At 71.2% G+C, this 13,074-nt stretch carries 14 protein-coding genes; 4 read left to right on the plus strand and 10 right to left on the minus strand.

Going from position 1 to position 13,074, the window contains the following annotated elements:
• Positions 1 to 151: 151 nt before the first annotated feature.
• Entirely contained in the window at positions 152 to 475 is a 324-nt protein-coding gene (locus ACWCPY_RS13085; protein ID WP_451264363.1) for a plasmid stabilization protein, read from the plus strand.
• Positions 476 to 502: 27 nt separating this feature from the next.
• On the opposite strand, the gene ACWCPY_RS13090 is transcribed toward ACWCPY_RS13085, so the two are convergent.
• The 7 genes from ACWCPY_RS13090 to ACWCPY_RS13120 form a co-directional block, all read right to left on the minus strand.
• Positions 503 to 2,890 carry a phosphoketolase family protein gene (locus ACWCPY_RS13090; protein ID WP_451264364.1) on the minus strand — a complete coding sequence of 796 codons (2,388 nt, stop codon included), beginning with the start codon at positions 2,888 to 2,890 and terminating at the stop codon, positions 503 to 505.
• A 22-nt stretch (positions 2,891 to 2,912) separates the two neighbouring features.
• Entirely contained in the window at positions 2,913 to 4,337 is a 1,425-nt protein-coding gene (locus tag ACWCPY_RS13095) for an NADP-dependent succinic semialdehyde dehydrogenase (RefSeq protein ID WP_451264365.1), read from the minus strand.
• Positions 4,338 to 4,516: 179 nt separating this feature from the next.
• Positions 4,517 to 5,020, minus strand: a complete 504-nt coding sequence (locus tag ACWCPY_RS13100; RefSeq protein WP_451264366.1) for an ATP-binding protein — start codon at positions 5,018 to 5,020, stop codon at positions 4,517 to 4,519.
• Positions 5,021 to 5,170: 150 nt separating this feature from the next.
• Positions 5,171 to 7,270, minus strand: coding sequence for a xanthine dehydrogenase family protein molybdopterin-binding subunit (locus tag ACWCPY_RS13105; protein ID WP_451264367.1), 2,100 nt, complete (start codon positions 7,268 to 7,270; stop codon positions 5,171 to 5,173).
• Positions 7,271 to 7,311: 41 nt separating this feature from the next.
• Complete coding sequence (locus tag ACWCPY_RS13110) at positions 7,312 to 8,298, minus strand: FAD binding domain-containing protein (protein WP_451264368.1); 987 nt, start codon at positions 8,296 to 8,298, stop codon at positions 7,312 to 7,314.
• On the minus strand, positions 8,295 to 8,861 hold the full coding sequence (locus tag ACWCPY_RS13115; RefSeq protein WP_451264369.1) for a 2Fe-2S iron-sulfur cluster-binding protein: 567 nt from the start codon (positions 8,859 to 8,861) through the stop codon (positions 8,295 to 8,297). The genes ACWCPY_RS13110 and ACWCPY_RS13115 overlap by 4 nt, the downstream gene beginning before the upstream one ends.
• Before the next feature lie 115 nt (positions 8,862 to 8,976).
• Positions 8,977 to 9,366, minus strand: a complete 390-nt coding sequence (locus tag ACWCPY_RS13120; RefSeq protein ID WP_451264370.1) for a hypothetical protein — start codon at positions 9,364 to 9,366, stop codon at positions 8,977 to 8,979.
• 206 nt (positions 9,367 to 9,572) lie between these two features.
• Between ACWCPY_RS13120 and ACWCPY_RS13125 the strand changes: the two genes are divergently transcribed.
• On the plus strand, positions 9,573 to 9,905 hold the full coding sequence (locus tag ACWCPY_RS13125; RefSeq protein ID WP_362438899.1) for a DUF6479 family protein: 333 nt from the start codon (positions 9,573 to 9,575) through the stop codon (positions 9,903 to 9,905).
• A gap of 137 nt (positions 9,906 to 10,042) precedes the next feature.
• Positions 10,043 to 10,870: a VOC family protein gene (locus ACWCPY_RS13130; protein WP_451264371.1), complete on the plus strand. Its 828-nt coding sequence runs from the start codon at positions 10,043 to 10,045 to the stop codon at positions 10,868 to 10,870.
• A gap of 28 nt (positions 10,871 to 10,898) precedes the next feature.
• On the opposite strand, the gene ACWCPY_RS13135 is transcribed toward ACWCPY_RS13130, so the two are convergent.
• A complete protein-coding gene (locus tag ACWCPY_RS13135; protein ID WP_451264372.1) occupies positions 10,899 to 11,405 on the minus strand; it encodes a DUF6328 family protein in 507 nt (168 codons plus the stop codon).
• A 212-nt stretch (positions 11,406 to 11,617) separates the two neighbouring features.
• On the opposite strand from ACWCPY_RS13135, the gene ACWCPY_RS13140 reads away from it, so the two are divergent.
• Positions 11,618 to 12,007 carry a VOC family protein gene (locus tag ACWCPY_RS13140; RefSeq protein WP_451264373.1) on the plus strand — a complete coding sequence of 130 codons (390 nt, stop codon included), beginning with the start codon at positions 11,618 to 11,620 and terminating at the stop codon, positions 12,005 to 12,007.
• A 70-nt stretch (positions 12,008 to 12,077) separates the two neighbouring features.
• Here ACWCPY_RS13140 and ACWCPY_RS13145 read toward each other — a convergent pair whose 3' ends face one another.
• Both ACWCPY_RS13145 and ACWCPY_RS13150 read right to left on the minus strand, forming a co-directional pair.
• Complete coding sequence (locus ACWCPY_RS13145) at positions 12,078 to 12,569, minus strand: GNAT family N-acetyltransferase (protein WP_451264374.1); 492 nt, start codon at positions 12,567 to 12,569, stop codon at positions 12,078 to 12,080.
• A gap of 54 nt (positions 12,570 to 12,623) precedes the next feature.
• Positions 12,624 to 13,028 carry a DnaJ family domain-containing protein gene (locus tag ACWCPY_RS13150; RefSeq protein ID WP_451264375.1) on the minus strand — a complete coding sequence of 135 codons (405 nt, stop codon included), beginning with the start codon at positions 13,026 to 13,028 and terminating at the stop codon, positions 12,624 to 12,626.
• Between the last annotated feature and the right edge of the window lie 46 nt (positions 13,029 to 13,074).

Consider the following 13,074-nt stretch of genomic DNA (forward strand, 5'->3'; position numbering starts at 1 on the left):
GTCCGCCTTGCCGGCCCGGAGAGGTGCGGCCGAGCACTCCTCCGTCCTGTCCATCGTGCCTCAGGCATGCGGGCCCGGGGCGTCGCTGGGAAACTGGGGAGGGGCCCGCCGGGCCCCACGGGCAGGTCCCGGAGAGAGAGGTGACCGCACCATGCCACGCGGATCCGACGCCAAGCGGGAGCGGCAGTACGAGCACATCAAGGAGAGCGCGCAGGAGCGCGGGGTGAGCGAGGAGCGCGCCGAGGAGATCGCGGCCCGTACGGTCAACAAGGCACGTGCCCGCGCCGGTGAGTCGAGGACGGCGAGCCGTACCTCCATCGAGGACATGTCGTCCTCGCGGCGCGGCGGTCTGCGCTCCCACAGCGGGGCGGCAGGACCGACCCGCGACCAGCTCTACGAAGAGGCGAGGAAGAAGAACATCCACGGGCGGTCGACCATGACGAAGGCCCAGCTGGCACGAGCGGTCGGCCGCTGAGCCCACCTCGAAGGCACCGGGACGGGGTCAGCCGCTCCAGGTCCAGTCGGCCACCTCCGGCAGGTCCGTGCCGTGTTCACGGATCCAGGCGTGATGGCGGGTGCGGACATCCGCCATCGCCTGGCGTACCGCCACCGCGCGCACGCCGAGGCCGGGCACCCGGTCGATGACGTCCATGACCAGCCGGTAGCGGTCCAGGTCGTTGCGGACCACCATGTCGAAGGGTGTCGTGGTGGTGCCCTCCTCCTTGTAGCCGCGCACATGCAGCTGTGCGTGACCCGCGCGCCGGTAGGCGAGCCGGTGGATCAGCCACGGATAGCCGTGGTAGGCGAAGATCACCGGCGTGTTCCGGGTGAACACCGCGTCGTACTCGGAGTCCGGCATCCCGTGCGGATGCTCCTCGCGGGGCAGCAGCCGCGCCATGTCGACCACGTTGACCACCCGCACCGCCAGCTCCGGCAGATGCCTGCGCAGCAGGTCCGCCGCGGCCAGGGTCTCCAGTGTGGGTACGTCCCCGGCACAGGCGAGCACCACGTCGGGTTCGCGGCTGCCGTCCTCCGTGCCCGCCCATTCCCACACACCGGCGCCGCGGGCGCAGTGCGCGCGGGCCTGGTCGAGGGTGAGCCAGTCGAAGGAGGGCTGCTTTCCGGCCACGATCACATTGACGTAGTCGCGGCTGCGCAGCGCGTGGTCGGCGACCGAGAGCAGGGTGTTGGCGTCCGGCGGCAGATAGACCCGTACGACCTCGGGGCTCTTGTTGAGGATGTGGTCGACGAAGCCCGGGTCCTGATGCGAGAAGCCGTTGTGGTCCTGGCGCCAGACGTGCGAGGTGAGCAGGTAGTTGAGCGAGGCGATGGGGCGGCGCCAGACCAGCCGACGGGATGTCCTGAGCCATTTGATGTGCTGGTTGACCATCGAGTCGACGATGTGGGCGAACGCCTCGTAACAGGAGAAGAGGCCGTGCCGGCCGGTGAGGAGGTAGCCCTCCAGCCAGCCCTGGCACAGATGCTCGGAGAGCACCTCCATGACGCGTCCGTCGCGGGCGAGGTGCTCGTCGGTCGGCAGTATCCGTTCCTGCCAGGCCTTGGCGGTGGCGCCGTAGAGCGCGCCGAGCCGGTTCGACGCGGTTTCGTCGGGGCCGACGACGCGGAAGTCGCGACGCTCGGCGGTGGCGGCCATGACGGCCTCCAGCAGACCTCCGAGCACCCGGGTGGGCTCGTGCAGCACCGTGCCGGGTCTGCCGACCTCGACGGCGTGGTCGTCGAGCGGCGGAATGGGCAGATCGCGCAGGAGCAGACCGCCGTTGGCGTACGGCGTCGAGCCGAGCCGGGCGTCGCCCTCGGGCACGCAGGAGAGCACCTCGGGGCAGGGCCGCCCCGACGCGTCGAAGAGTTCCTCGGGCCGGTAGGAGCGCATCCACTCCTCCAGCTGTCGCAGATGGTCCTCGTTGTCCCGGACCCCTGGCAGCGGGACCTGATGGGCGCGCCAGGTGCCCTCGACGGGCACCCCGTCGACCTCCGCCGGGCCGGTCCAGCCCTTGGGGGTGCGCAGCACGATCATCGGCCAGTGCGGGCGGCCGGTGTCGCCGCCGGTGCGGGCGCCGGCCTGGAGCTCACGGATCCGGTCGACGGCCCGGTCCATCGCGGCGGCCATCGCCCGGTGGACACCGACCGGGTCGTCGCCGCCGACGTACAGGGGGTCGTGTCCGTAGCCGCGCAGCAGGGCGTCGAGCTCCGTCTCGGGGAGGCGGGCCAGCACGGTCGGGTTGGCGATCTTGTAGCCGTTGAGGTGGAGGACCGGCAGGACGGCTCCGTCGTGCACCGGGTCGAGGAACTTGTTGGAGTGCCAGGACGCGGCAAGCGGTCCGGTCTCGGCCTCGCCGTCCCCGATGACGCAGGTGACGAGCAGCTCGGGGTGGTCGAGGGCGGCCCCGTAGGCGTGGGTGAGGGCGTAACCGAGTTCGCCGCCCTCGTGGATGGAGCCGGGTGTCTCCGGTGCCACGTGGCTGGGCACCCCACCGGGGAAGGAGAACTGCTTGAACAGCAGCCCCATTCCTTCGGCGTCGCGGCCGACGTCGGGGTAGGTCTCCGAGTAGCTGCCCTCCAGCCAGGAGTTGGCGAGGACGGCGGGTCCGCCGTGGCCGGGGCCCCAGACGCACAGACCCTGGATGCCTCGGGACCGGATGACACGGTTGAGGTGGGTGTGGACCAGGTTCAGTCCGGGCGAGGTGCCCCAGTGGCCGAGCAGGCGCGGCTTGATGTCCTCCCGGGCGAGCGGCCGGGTCAGGAGCGGGTTGTCCATCAGATAGATCTGGCCGACGGCGAGGTAGTTGGCGGCCCGCCAGTGCGCGTCCAGTGCCGAGATCTCCTCGTCGGACGGGCCGGACGGGGCCGCCGGGCCGGGGGCGTTGCTCATGGATGTCTCCAGCCGAAAAGCTCTAGGAGGTGGTGCCGACGGGCTCGGGGCCGTACCAGACCGTGGTCGCGTTGCAGAATGCGCGGATGCCCTGCCCGGCGAGCTCGCGACCGTAGCCGGAGCGTTTGACCCCGCCGAAGGGCAGCGCGGGGTGGGACGCCGTCATTCCGTTGAAGAAGACACCGCCCGCCTCCAGGTCGCGTACGCAGCGCCGCGCCTCGCCCGGGTCGCGGGTCCATACGTTGGAGCTCAGGCCGAAGGGGCTGTCGTTGGCGAGCGCGATGGCCTCGTCCAGCCCTTCGGCCCGGTAGAGCGAGGCGACGGGGCCGAAGGTCTCCTCGCGGTGGATGCGCATGGCGGGGGTGATGCCGGTGAGGACGGTGGGGGCGTAGAACCAGCCGTGCTCCAGTTCCGGGTCCAGGCCGTCGGGTCTGCCGCCTCCGCACAGTGCGCTGGCGCCCTGCCGGAGCGCGTCGTCCACCAGCTCCTCCAGGTCGGTGCGGCCCTGTTCGCTGGCGAGCGGTCCGATGTCGGTGGACTCCTGCATCGGGTCGCCGACCGTCAGATCGCTCATGCCCACGGTGAACCGTTCGGCGAACTCCTCGTACACCTCCGTGTGCACGATGAACCGTTTGGCGGCGATACAGGACTGCCCGTTGTTCTGGACCCGCGCGGTGACGGCGGTGCGGGCGGCCCTGGCGACGTCCGCCGACGGCATGACGAGATAGGGGTCGCTGCCGCCCAGCTCCAGGACGGTGTGCTTCACCTCGTCGCCGGCGATCGACGCGACGGAGCGGCCGGCCGGTTCGCTGCCGGTGAGGGTGGCCGCCGCGACCCGGCGGTCCCGCAGGATCGTCTCGACCGCCCCCGACCCGACCAGCAGGGTCTGGAAGCATCCCGCCGGGAATCCGGCCCGGCGGAACAGCCCTTCCAGATACATCGCCGTCTGCGGGACGTTGGAGGCGTGCTTGAGCAGGCCGACGTTCCCCGCCATGAGGGCCGGGGCGGCGAACCGTACGACCTGCCAGAGCGGGAAGTTCCACGGCATCACGGCGAGCACGGCGCCGAGCGGCCGGTAGTGGACGTAGGCCCGGGAGGCTCCGGAGTCCCGCACATCGGCGGCGGACGGATGCTCGTCCGCGAGGAGTTCCTCCGCGTGGGCGGCGTACCAGCGCATCGCCTTGGCACACTTGGCGGCCTCCGCGCGGGCCGCCTTGACGGGTTTGCCCATTTCGACGGTCATGGTGCGCGCGATGTCCCGCTGGTCCTCGTCCAGCAGCACGGCGGCCTGGTTCAGCAGGCGGGCCCGCTCGGCGAATCCGGTGGTCCGGTACTGCTTGAACGCGGTCTCGGCGGCGTCGAGCCGCTGCTCGATCCCCGCCTCGTCCAGTGCCTGAAACGTTCTGAGGGTTTCGCCGTTCGCGGGATTGACCGTCGCGATGGGCATGCCCGTGTCCTCCTTGACTCGGTTCTTCGACCGTGCCGCGCCGTACGCCGTGCCGCAACGCGGGCCCCGCCGGGCGGACACCCGGCCGGCGCGGTCCGCGCGTGCGGTGCGCACGTCGTCCGCGCCGGTGGGGGGAAGCGTTCGGCGGGTACCGGAGCCGGCGGTCCCGGTGTCCCGGCTCAGACGAGAGCGGGGTCGGCTGCCGTCACGGGCTCGGCGACGGGGGCGACGACCACCGCGGGCGAGCGGCGGAACTCGCGCACACCGGGCAGCGGCGGGAGCGGCGCGAGGCCGACGCTGTACGGCTCCTCGGCGTACCGGGTGAACCAGACGACCTTGCCCTCGGGCGTGCGGCAGGTGCCCCAGCTGTCGCTCAGGGCCATGACCCGGCTCAGGCCGCCGCCACCGGCGCTGAGCAGCCGCGGCATCCCCGAGCCGTTGTCGGCGACGGAGACCGTGAGATGCCGCCCGGACCAGCGGAGTTCGACGACGCAGTTGTTGTCGTCACCGACATGCCGGTGGACATTGGTCAGCAGCTCCTCCACACCCCGGCACACCGGCCGGATATGGAGTTCGAGACTCCAATGGCGGAGGTGTGCCGCGATTATTCGCCGCAGCTGGGACACACGCTCTGCCGAAACCTGGAGTTCGACCAGATAGTGCCGGTCGAGTGGAACGGTCATCGTCGAGGCTCCTCACATCGAGGCCCACTTGTCTTCGCCCCGTTGAACAACAACCCCCGAACACGAAGAGTGAGCAGATGTCACTTCTGGGTCACTCAACAGGGTGACCCGGCCGCACCGGTCGCGCAACACAGGGGACGACCGCCCAGGTCACAGGAGGTACGGCAGCAGCGTGTCCGGGGTGAGCGGGAGGCTGCGCAGTCTGATACCGGTGGCGTGCCGGACGGCGTTGCCGACGGCCGCGGCGGCGCCGACGATGCCGATCTCGCCGATGCCCTTGCTGCCCATCGGATTGAGATGCGGATCCTCCTCGTCGATCCAGTGCGCCTCGATCTCCGGCACGTCGGCGCAGGCCGGCACGTGGTAGGAAGCGAGATCGCTCTCGGTGAAGTCGCCGAAGACGGGGTCCATGGTGCTGGCCTCGGTCAGCGCCATGCCGATCCCCATGGTCATGCCGCCGATGAACTGGGAGCGCGCGGTACGGGAGTTGAGGATGCGTCCGGCGGCGAAGACACCGAGCATCCGCCGCAGTCGCACCTCTCCGGTCCGTGAGTCCACGGCGACTTCGGCGAAGTGCGCACCGAACGCGTGGCGTGCGTACGGGGATGCCTTCGCGGTCTCCTGCTGGGTGTCGGCGGTGACGGTGAGTCCGTCGGCGGGGACCGGGCCGGTGCGCTCGTCCAGCTGCCGCCGCAACATGGTGCATGCCTTGTGCACGGACCAGCCCCAGGAGGCGGTGCCCGACGATCCGCCCGCCAGCGGGGCGTCGGGCAGCTCGCTGCTGCCGATGTCGGTGCGGACGTTCTCCACCGGGGCATCCAGGGCGTCGGCCGCGATCTGCGCGAGCACGGTGCGGGCGCCGGTACCGATGTCGGTGGCGTTGACCCGGATGCGGTACGAGCCGTCGGGGGCGGCGTGCGCCGAGGCGCTGGAGGGGGCGATGTACACGGGGTAGGTGGCGGCGGCGACGCCCATGCCGAGCAGCAGCGGCCCCTCCTCACGGATCGCGGGGCGCGGATCGCGGTCGTACCAGCCGAAGCGCGCGGCGCCCTTCTCCAGGCAGGCGGCCAGGCCGCGGCTGCTGAAGGCCCGGCCGGAGTCCGGTTCGTTCGCCGGGTCGTTGCGGATGCGCAGTTCGACGGGGTCCATGCCGAGGGCCGAGGCGAGCTCGTCCATGGCGGACTCCAGCGCGTACATGCCCGGGGCCTCGCCCGGTGCGCGCATCCAGGAGGGGCTCGGTACGTCCAGGGCGACCACCCGGTGGGCGGTACGGCTGGTGGCGGAGCCGTACATGATCCGGCTCGGAACGGCCGCCTGCTCCACGAACTCCTTGATCGTGGAGGTGTGGGTGATGCTCTCGTGGTCGATGGCGGTGAGGTTGCCGTCGAGGTCGGCGCCGAGCCGGACGTGCTGGACGGTGGGGGCGCGATGACCGACCACGGCGGCCATCTGGCGACGGGGCAGCGCGATCTTGACGGGATGCCCGGTGTGGCGCGCGGCCATGGCGGCCAGCACGGTCTGCGGGCGCGTGGTGCCCTTGGAGCCGAAGCCGCCGCCGACGTGCTCGGAGACCGCGGTGATCTGCTGGGGCCGGATCCCGAACGCGGTGGCGAGGCTGTCGCGGACCGTGGTGGAACCCTGGCTGGAGTCGTGAACGGTCAGGTGCCCGTTCTCGTCCCACCACGCCGTCGTGGCGTGCGGCTCCATGGGGTGGTTGTGCAGGGCGCCGACGGTGTAGGTGGCGTCGATCTGTACGGGTGCCGTGACGAAGGCCCGGTCGGTGTCGCCACGTTCACGGACGGCGGGGTAGTCGCCGTTGACCGTTTCCGGGGTGTACAGGCCGGGGTGGTCCTCGGTCAGCAGGACGTCGTGCCCGGCACTCTCGTACGTGATGCGCAGCGCCTGCGCCCCGGCGCGGGCGCCCTCCGGGGTGTCGGCCACCACGAGCGCGACGGGCCAGCCCCGGTGCGGGACCCGGTCGTTCTGGAGGACGGCGAGGATCGGGTCGTCGGGCTCCTTCAGCCCGGGGGCGTTCTCATGGGTGAGTACGGCACGCACGCCCGGCAGGGCCAGGGCCTCTTCCGCGCGGATGGCGTCGATGCGGCCGCGGGCGACGGTGGCGGGGACGGGCCGGCCGTACAGACACCCCGGCGGGGTGTGCTCGGCGGCGTAGCGGGCGGTGCCCGTGACCTTGTCCCGGCCCTCACGGCGGACGACGGGGGTGCCCAGTGGCGGCGGGGCCTGGCTCATGACGGGGTCCTCACGGCAGGGGTCGGCGTCGGTGCGGTCGGTCAGCTGTCGGCGGCGAGTTCGGCGAGTGCGTCGACGGCCAGATTGCGGGCGAGGCCCACCTTGAACGCGTTGTCGCGCAGCGGGCGGGCGGCGGTGAGTTCGGCGTCCACGGCCCGTGCGAAGGTCTCGTCGGTGGCCGGTGCGCCCCGGAGCACGTTCTCGGCGGCGTGTGCGCGCCAGGGCCGGTGGGCGAGTCCGCCGAAGGCCAGCGCCGCGTGCTCGATCCGGCCGGCCCGGACGCTCAGTACGGCGGCTACGGACGCGAGGGCGAAGGCGAAGGAGGCGCGGTCGCGGGCCTTGCGGTAGAGGGAGGCGGCGCCGTCGGGGCGCGGTGGCAGGACCACCTCGGTGATGAGTTCGCCCGGTCTGATCTCGGTGTCCCGGTCGGGGGTGTCGCCCGGCAGGCGGTGGAAAGCGGTGGCGGACACGGTCCGCTCGCCGTCCGGTCCGTGCAGCCGGACGGTGGCGTCGAGGGCGGACAGGGCGACGGCCATGTCGGAGGGGTGGGTGGCGACGCAGTGCTCGGAGTGGCCGAGTACGGCGAGGTCGCGCTGGGTGCTGTCGCGGGCGGGACAGCCGGTGCCGGGTTCCCGCTTGTTGCACGGCTTGGAGGTGTCCTGGAAGTACGGGCAGCGGGTGCGTTGCAGCAGGTTGCCGCCGGTCGTGGCGGTGTTGCGGAGCTGCCCGGAGGCGCCGGACAGCAGCGCCTGGGACAGGACGGGGTAGCGGGTGCGTACCGCGGGGTGGGCGGCCAGGTCGCTGTTGCGCGCCGTCGCGCCGATCCGCAGGCCGCCGTCCGCGGTGTCGGCCACCTGGTCCAGTGGCAGCCGGCTGATGTCGATGAGCAGCTCGGGACCCTCGACACCGAGCTTCATCAGGTCGACGAGGTTGGTGCCGCCGGCGAGGAACACGGCGTCGGGGCGGGCGGCGCTCTCCTGGACCGCTTCGTCGGCGGACCGGGCACGGAGATAGGCGAAGGGCTTCACGGCGCCACGTCCTCGATCGCCTCGACGATACGGGGGTAGGCGCCGCAACGGCACAGGTTGCCGCTCATCCGCTCGCGGATCTCGTCGGCGCCGAGCGGTGCCGGGGCCGACAGGGGCGCGCGCCGGGGTGTGACGTGGGACGGGAAGCCGTCCGCGGCCTCGCCGAGCATGCCGAGGGCCGAGCAGAGCTGGCCGGGGGTGCAGTAGCCGCACTGCAGGGCGTCGCGGTCCAGGAAGGCTTCCTGGAGCGGGTGGAGCCGCTCGCCGTCGGCGAGCCCCTCGACGGTGGTGATGGCGGCGCCGTCGTGAGCGACGGCGAGCAGCAGGCAGCTGTTGGCGCGCCGCCCGTCGACGATGACGGTGCACGCCCCGCACTGTCCGTGGTCGCAGCCCTTCTTGGCACCGGTGAGGCCGAGGTGCTCGCGCAGGGCGTCCAGGACGGTGGTGCGGTGATCGAGCGTGAGCGTCCGCTCGGTTCCGTTGATCTGCAGTGTCAGGGTGGAACGGTCACCGGTCGCTGCCGGTTGTTGTGCACCGTCGTCCCGCCCGCGAGAGGGGTCCACGCACTCGCACCTTTCAGGGGTGGCCTTTTGCCCGTTTTCTACCAGACGTGCGGTGGCTTCCGGTCCCATTGCTCCGCCGCCGGGCCGCGATCCCTCGGCCTGTCGGCCCATCGGTCTACCGGCTGGACAGGCGCAGCCGTACCTCTTCCTCCTGGTCGCCGGAGACGGTCCCGACGACCTTGACGTCGAAGGCGTGCGCCAGGCTCTGGCGGAGCCGCTCCACCGCCCAGTAACCGCCCTGCACATCGACGCTGACCGGCGCGCCGAGCGCGACCGGCCCGGAGACCACCCTCGCCTCGGTGACGTCGACGGTCACCACCCATGCGGTGGGGCGCCTGCCCGCGATGTGCTGCGGCACGTCGACCGAGGCCCGGTCGGTGGTGAACGCGGCCCGCAGCACATCGAAGACCATCCGCGCGTCGGCCTTCTCGCACCCGCTGATGACGACCGAGACCTCCTCGACGTACCCGCTGTCCTCCGTCTGCTTCTCCTTGATGGTGTTCACCGCGGTTCCTTCCGCTCCGTGCCCCTGGGGCGATTCGGGGATGTCTCCAGGCTCACCCCGCGGCAGGGCGACGGCGACACGAGACCACCGGAATTCGAACGGATCACGGCCTCCCGGAGCGAAACGCCTTTCAAGTCATATCCACTTAAAACATGAATTCATGTGAATTATCGAGTGAGGACTCCGCCTCGGGGTATCCGGCAAGCATGGACGTTTCGAACGCAGACCTGAGTTCGCTGGCCCTCACCTTCGCCGACGGGCGGGGGGCCACCGGGTCGGTGATGGGCATCGTCGGAGTGGTGCTGGTGGCCGTGCTGATCGGTGCCGTCTGGCTCGGGAGGCGGCGCCGGGCCGAGGAGCTGCCACCGCCCAGACCCGACGAGCAGCCACCACGGCCGGACCACCGCAGCCACATCGAGGAACGCGATGTGCACGGCGACGACCACTTCCCGCCCGACCGCCGGGGACTCTCGCCGTACGAACTCGGTGACCACGGGAACGAGCCCATCCCCCGCGAGACCGACGAGCAACGCGACTGACGCCGCGGGCTTCCCGGCGCCGGTACGCGGTGGGGGCATCGCGTGGTGTTGCGGGGTCGGCCGCCCCCGGTGAGGCTGGTGAGGCCCGTCGGCCACGGGCGTACGCAGACCTCGCAACCGATGAAGGCAGTAGGACCATGACCGGAAGCCACCCGGGGAGGGCGCCGACACCGGCGCCGCTGACCGGATCCGCAGCGCCCTGCTGGGTCAACCTCATGACCCGCGATCTGGGATCGGCCCAGGCGTTCTACACCGCTGTGCTGGGGTGGACCTTCCGCCCGGGCAAGCTGGGGCAGGAGTTCTCGGTCGCACGACGCGGCGACGTACCGGTCGCCGGGATCGGTGCGGTGGCGACCGCGTACCGGGTGGCCGTGGCCTGGACGCCCTATTTCGCCGTCCCCGACGCCGACGCGGCCGCCTCACGCATCCGTGAGCGCAGCGGCACGGTCGCCGTCGGGCCGATGGCTCTCGGCAAGGGGCGCGGGGCGCTGGCGGCGGACCGGGACGGTGCGGTGTTCGGCATCTGGGAGCGGATCGAGCCGGCCACCTCACCGCCCGCGCCGAACGGCCACTCGCACGCCTGGCTGCGTCTGCACACCAGGAACGCCTTCGACGCCGCGATCTTCTACGGAGAGGTGCTCGACTGGGCGAGCGGGCGCCCGGGGTGCTGCGAGGTGTCGTACGACAAGGACGAGGTCATCATCGAATGCGACGGGCGGCGGCTCGCCCGGATCAGCTCCGGCGCGGTGGAGGCGGCACCCGACCCACTGGTCCGCCCGCACTGGCAGGTGCACTTCCCCGTCACCGATGTGCCGGCCACGGTCGCGGCGGCGAGGGAGCGCGGCGGCGGCCTGGTCGAGCTGCGGACCCTGCCCCGTGGCAGCGAGGCGACCCTGCTGGATCCGGACGGCGGCCTCTTCACGGTCACGGACCTGCAGGGGCCGGCGGCGGACGAACCCGGCTGACCGCGCCGTTCGCGTGGCCGGGCCGCGGTCATCTCCCGTGCGAGCGGGCCAGCGCCATGGCCGGGAAGACGAACCAGCAGACCAGGAACCACAGCGCCATGGCTCCCACCAGCCACAGGGCGACGGAGTTGTGCAGGGCCACCCGCAGAATGAGCAGCAACGCGGAGCACATCGTGCAGAACAGCAGGACGAGACCGAGCACGGTCATTCTCGACGCCCAGGTGACCGTCTGCGGCTTGAGCCTCCGGCCGGTGAGCAGCCGGTGGTACGAGACGGGCCCGATCAGGGCGGCGGCGGTGGCGGCTCCCAACATCACGGTGACCACGTAGATGGTGCGGTCGGTGTCCGAGAGTGCGGCGAAACGGGGCTGGAAGACGACGGCGAGCAGAAAGCCGAACAGGATCTGGACGCCGGTCTGGGCCACGCGCAGCTCCTGGAGCAGATCGGTCCACCGCCGGTCCGCGCGTTCCTCGGGCGTCTCGTGGCGGCCGTCGTCGCGGCCCTGACCGTCGGGAGGACGTGCTGTCGAGGTCACCGGGAGCCTCCGTCCGGATACCCGGAGTACTTCACCTTCCCCCCTCCCCCACCGTAACCGGTCACCGGTGCCGGGATGGTGGCCGGATCGTTCACCGGGCCTCGACGATCAGTTCGACCTCACCTAGGATTTCGGTAACGGCATCGCGCGTCGGTCACCGGCCGGGTGAGGCGTGGAGGTGCCCGTGAGATGCCCGTTGGAGGCATTCCACAGTGTCAGTCGAGTTGAATCACACCATCATCCACTCCCGGGACAACCGGAAGTCCGCCGAGTTCCTCGCGGACATACTGGGGCTCGAAATCGGCGAGGAGTGGGGCCCGTTCATCCCGGTCACCACCGGGAACGGCGTCACACTGGACTTCGCGACCATTCCCGAAGCCTCGATCACCGCGCAGCACTACGCCTTCCTCATCACGGAGGCGGAGTTCGACTCCGCGTACGCCCGAATCAAGGAGCTCGGGATCGAGTACTTCGCGGATCCGCACAGGAAGCATCCGGGCGAGATCAACCACAACGACGGCGGCCGGGGCGTGTACTTCCTCGATCCCGCCGGTCACGCCATGGAGATCATCACACGCCCGTACGGCGGCTTCCCCTCGTAACACGGCGTCCTGAGAAGGGAGTCGGGCCGGGACTCGCGCACGGGTCCCGGCCGGACCCCGCCGTGCCCGATCAGGCGACCGGCAGCAGCAGCTCGGGCCGGTCCCACATCACCGCGGGCGGATTGGCCGCCAGGGTGCCGGTACGCCGGGCACCCACACTGCGGTAGAAGCCCTCGGCGGGCGGGTGCGAGACGACACGGACTCCGGTGAGGCCGGCACTCTCCGCCTCGGCACGCAGATGCCCGATGAGGAGCCGCCCGATGCCGAGTCCCTGTGCGTCGTCGGCGACGAACATCAGGTCGAGTTCCGGCGGCTCGAGAACGAGCGAGTAGAAACCCAGCACCCGCTCGGTGCCGGGCTCCACGGCCGCGAAGACCCGATGGGCCTCGATGTAGTCGGGACCCACCCGGTATCCGGCGACCATGGCGGCGTACTGCCCCTCGTAGGCGCGGGAGGTCCTGACCAGCCGGGTGAGCCGCTTCGCGTCCCGGGCGGTGGCCCGCCTGATGCACACGGTCTCCCGTCGCTCCCCGCCACCCCGGCGCGTAATGCTCGATTTCATGGATGGAGTATTACGCATCCGGTTGCCGTGCACCTACTCGCGAGCCGATCGAGGCTACGGGTGATCGCGCGCGGCACGCCATTCGTCGACGACGGCGTCGATGTCGAACGGCTTGAGGTTCAGCAACGGTCCCGGCGGCGGCCGCCTGATGGCCGCCCGGATCTTCTCGTTGACCTCGGTCAGCATGCGCCGTACCTCGGCCTCCGTCCGCGCCCGGGCCACGGCTTCGGCCACGTCCTCCGCCTCCTTGCGCAGGGCCAGCGTCGGCGGGAGCACCGACACCCCCTCGCGCTGCATCTTCTGCTTGATCCACCAGTTCTCGTCGTAGGGAGCCCCGAGGCTTTCGAGCGGCTTGCCGAATCCCGGCAACTGCGAGAGGCCGCCCCGCTGCTCGGACTCCCGGATCTGCTTGTCGACCCATGATTCGAAGCTGACGCCCGCAGGCTTGCGTTCGGTCAACGTGCGCCCCTCTCGGAGGATTCGAGATCCGGTCCTTCCACGATAC

This window comes from Streptomyces sp. NPDC002403 (genome assembly GCF_053593015.1).

Coding starts and splice junctions, on each gene's coding strand:
- ACWCPY_RS13130 (WP_451264371.1), top strand. CDS start 10,043: ATGACCGGAAGCCACCCGGGGAGGGCGCCGACACCGGCGCCGCTGACC.
- ACWCPY_RS13095 (WP_451264365.1), bottom strand. CDS start 4,337: ATGCCCATCGCGACGGTCAATCCCGCGAACGGCGAAACCCTCAGAACG.
- ACWCPY_RS13085 (WP_451264363.1), top strand. CDS start 152: ATGCCACGCGGATCCGACGCCAAGCGGGAGCGGCAGTACGAGCACATC.
- ACWCPY_RS13145 (WP_451264374.1), bottom strand. CDS start 12,569: ATGAAATCGAGCATTACGCGCCGGGGTGGCGGGGAGCGACGGGAGACC.
- ACWCPY_RS13125 (WP_362438899.1), top strand. CDS start 9,573: ATGGACGTTTCGAACGCAGACCTGAGTTCGCTGGCCCTCACCTTCGCC.
- ACWCPY_RS13090 (WP_451264364.1), bottom strand. CDS start 2,890: ATGAGCAACGCCCCCGGCCCGGCGGCCCCGTCCGGCCCGTCCGACGAG.
- ACWCPY_RS13100 (WP_451264366.1), bottom strand. CDS start 5,020: ATGACCGTTCCACTCGACCGGCACTATCTGGTCGAACTCCAGGTTTCG.
- ACWCPY_RS13105 (WP_451264367.1), bottom strand. CDS start 7,270: ATGAGCCAGGCCCCGCCGCCACTGGGCACCCCCGTCGTCCGCCGTGAG.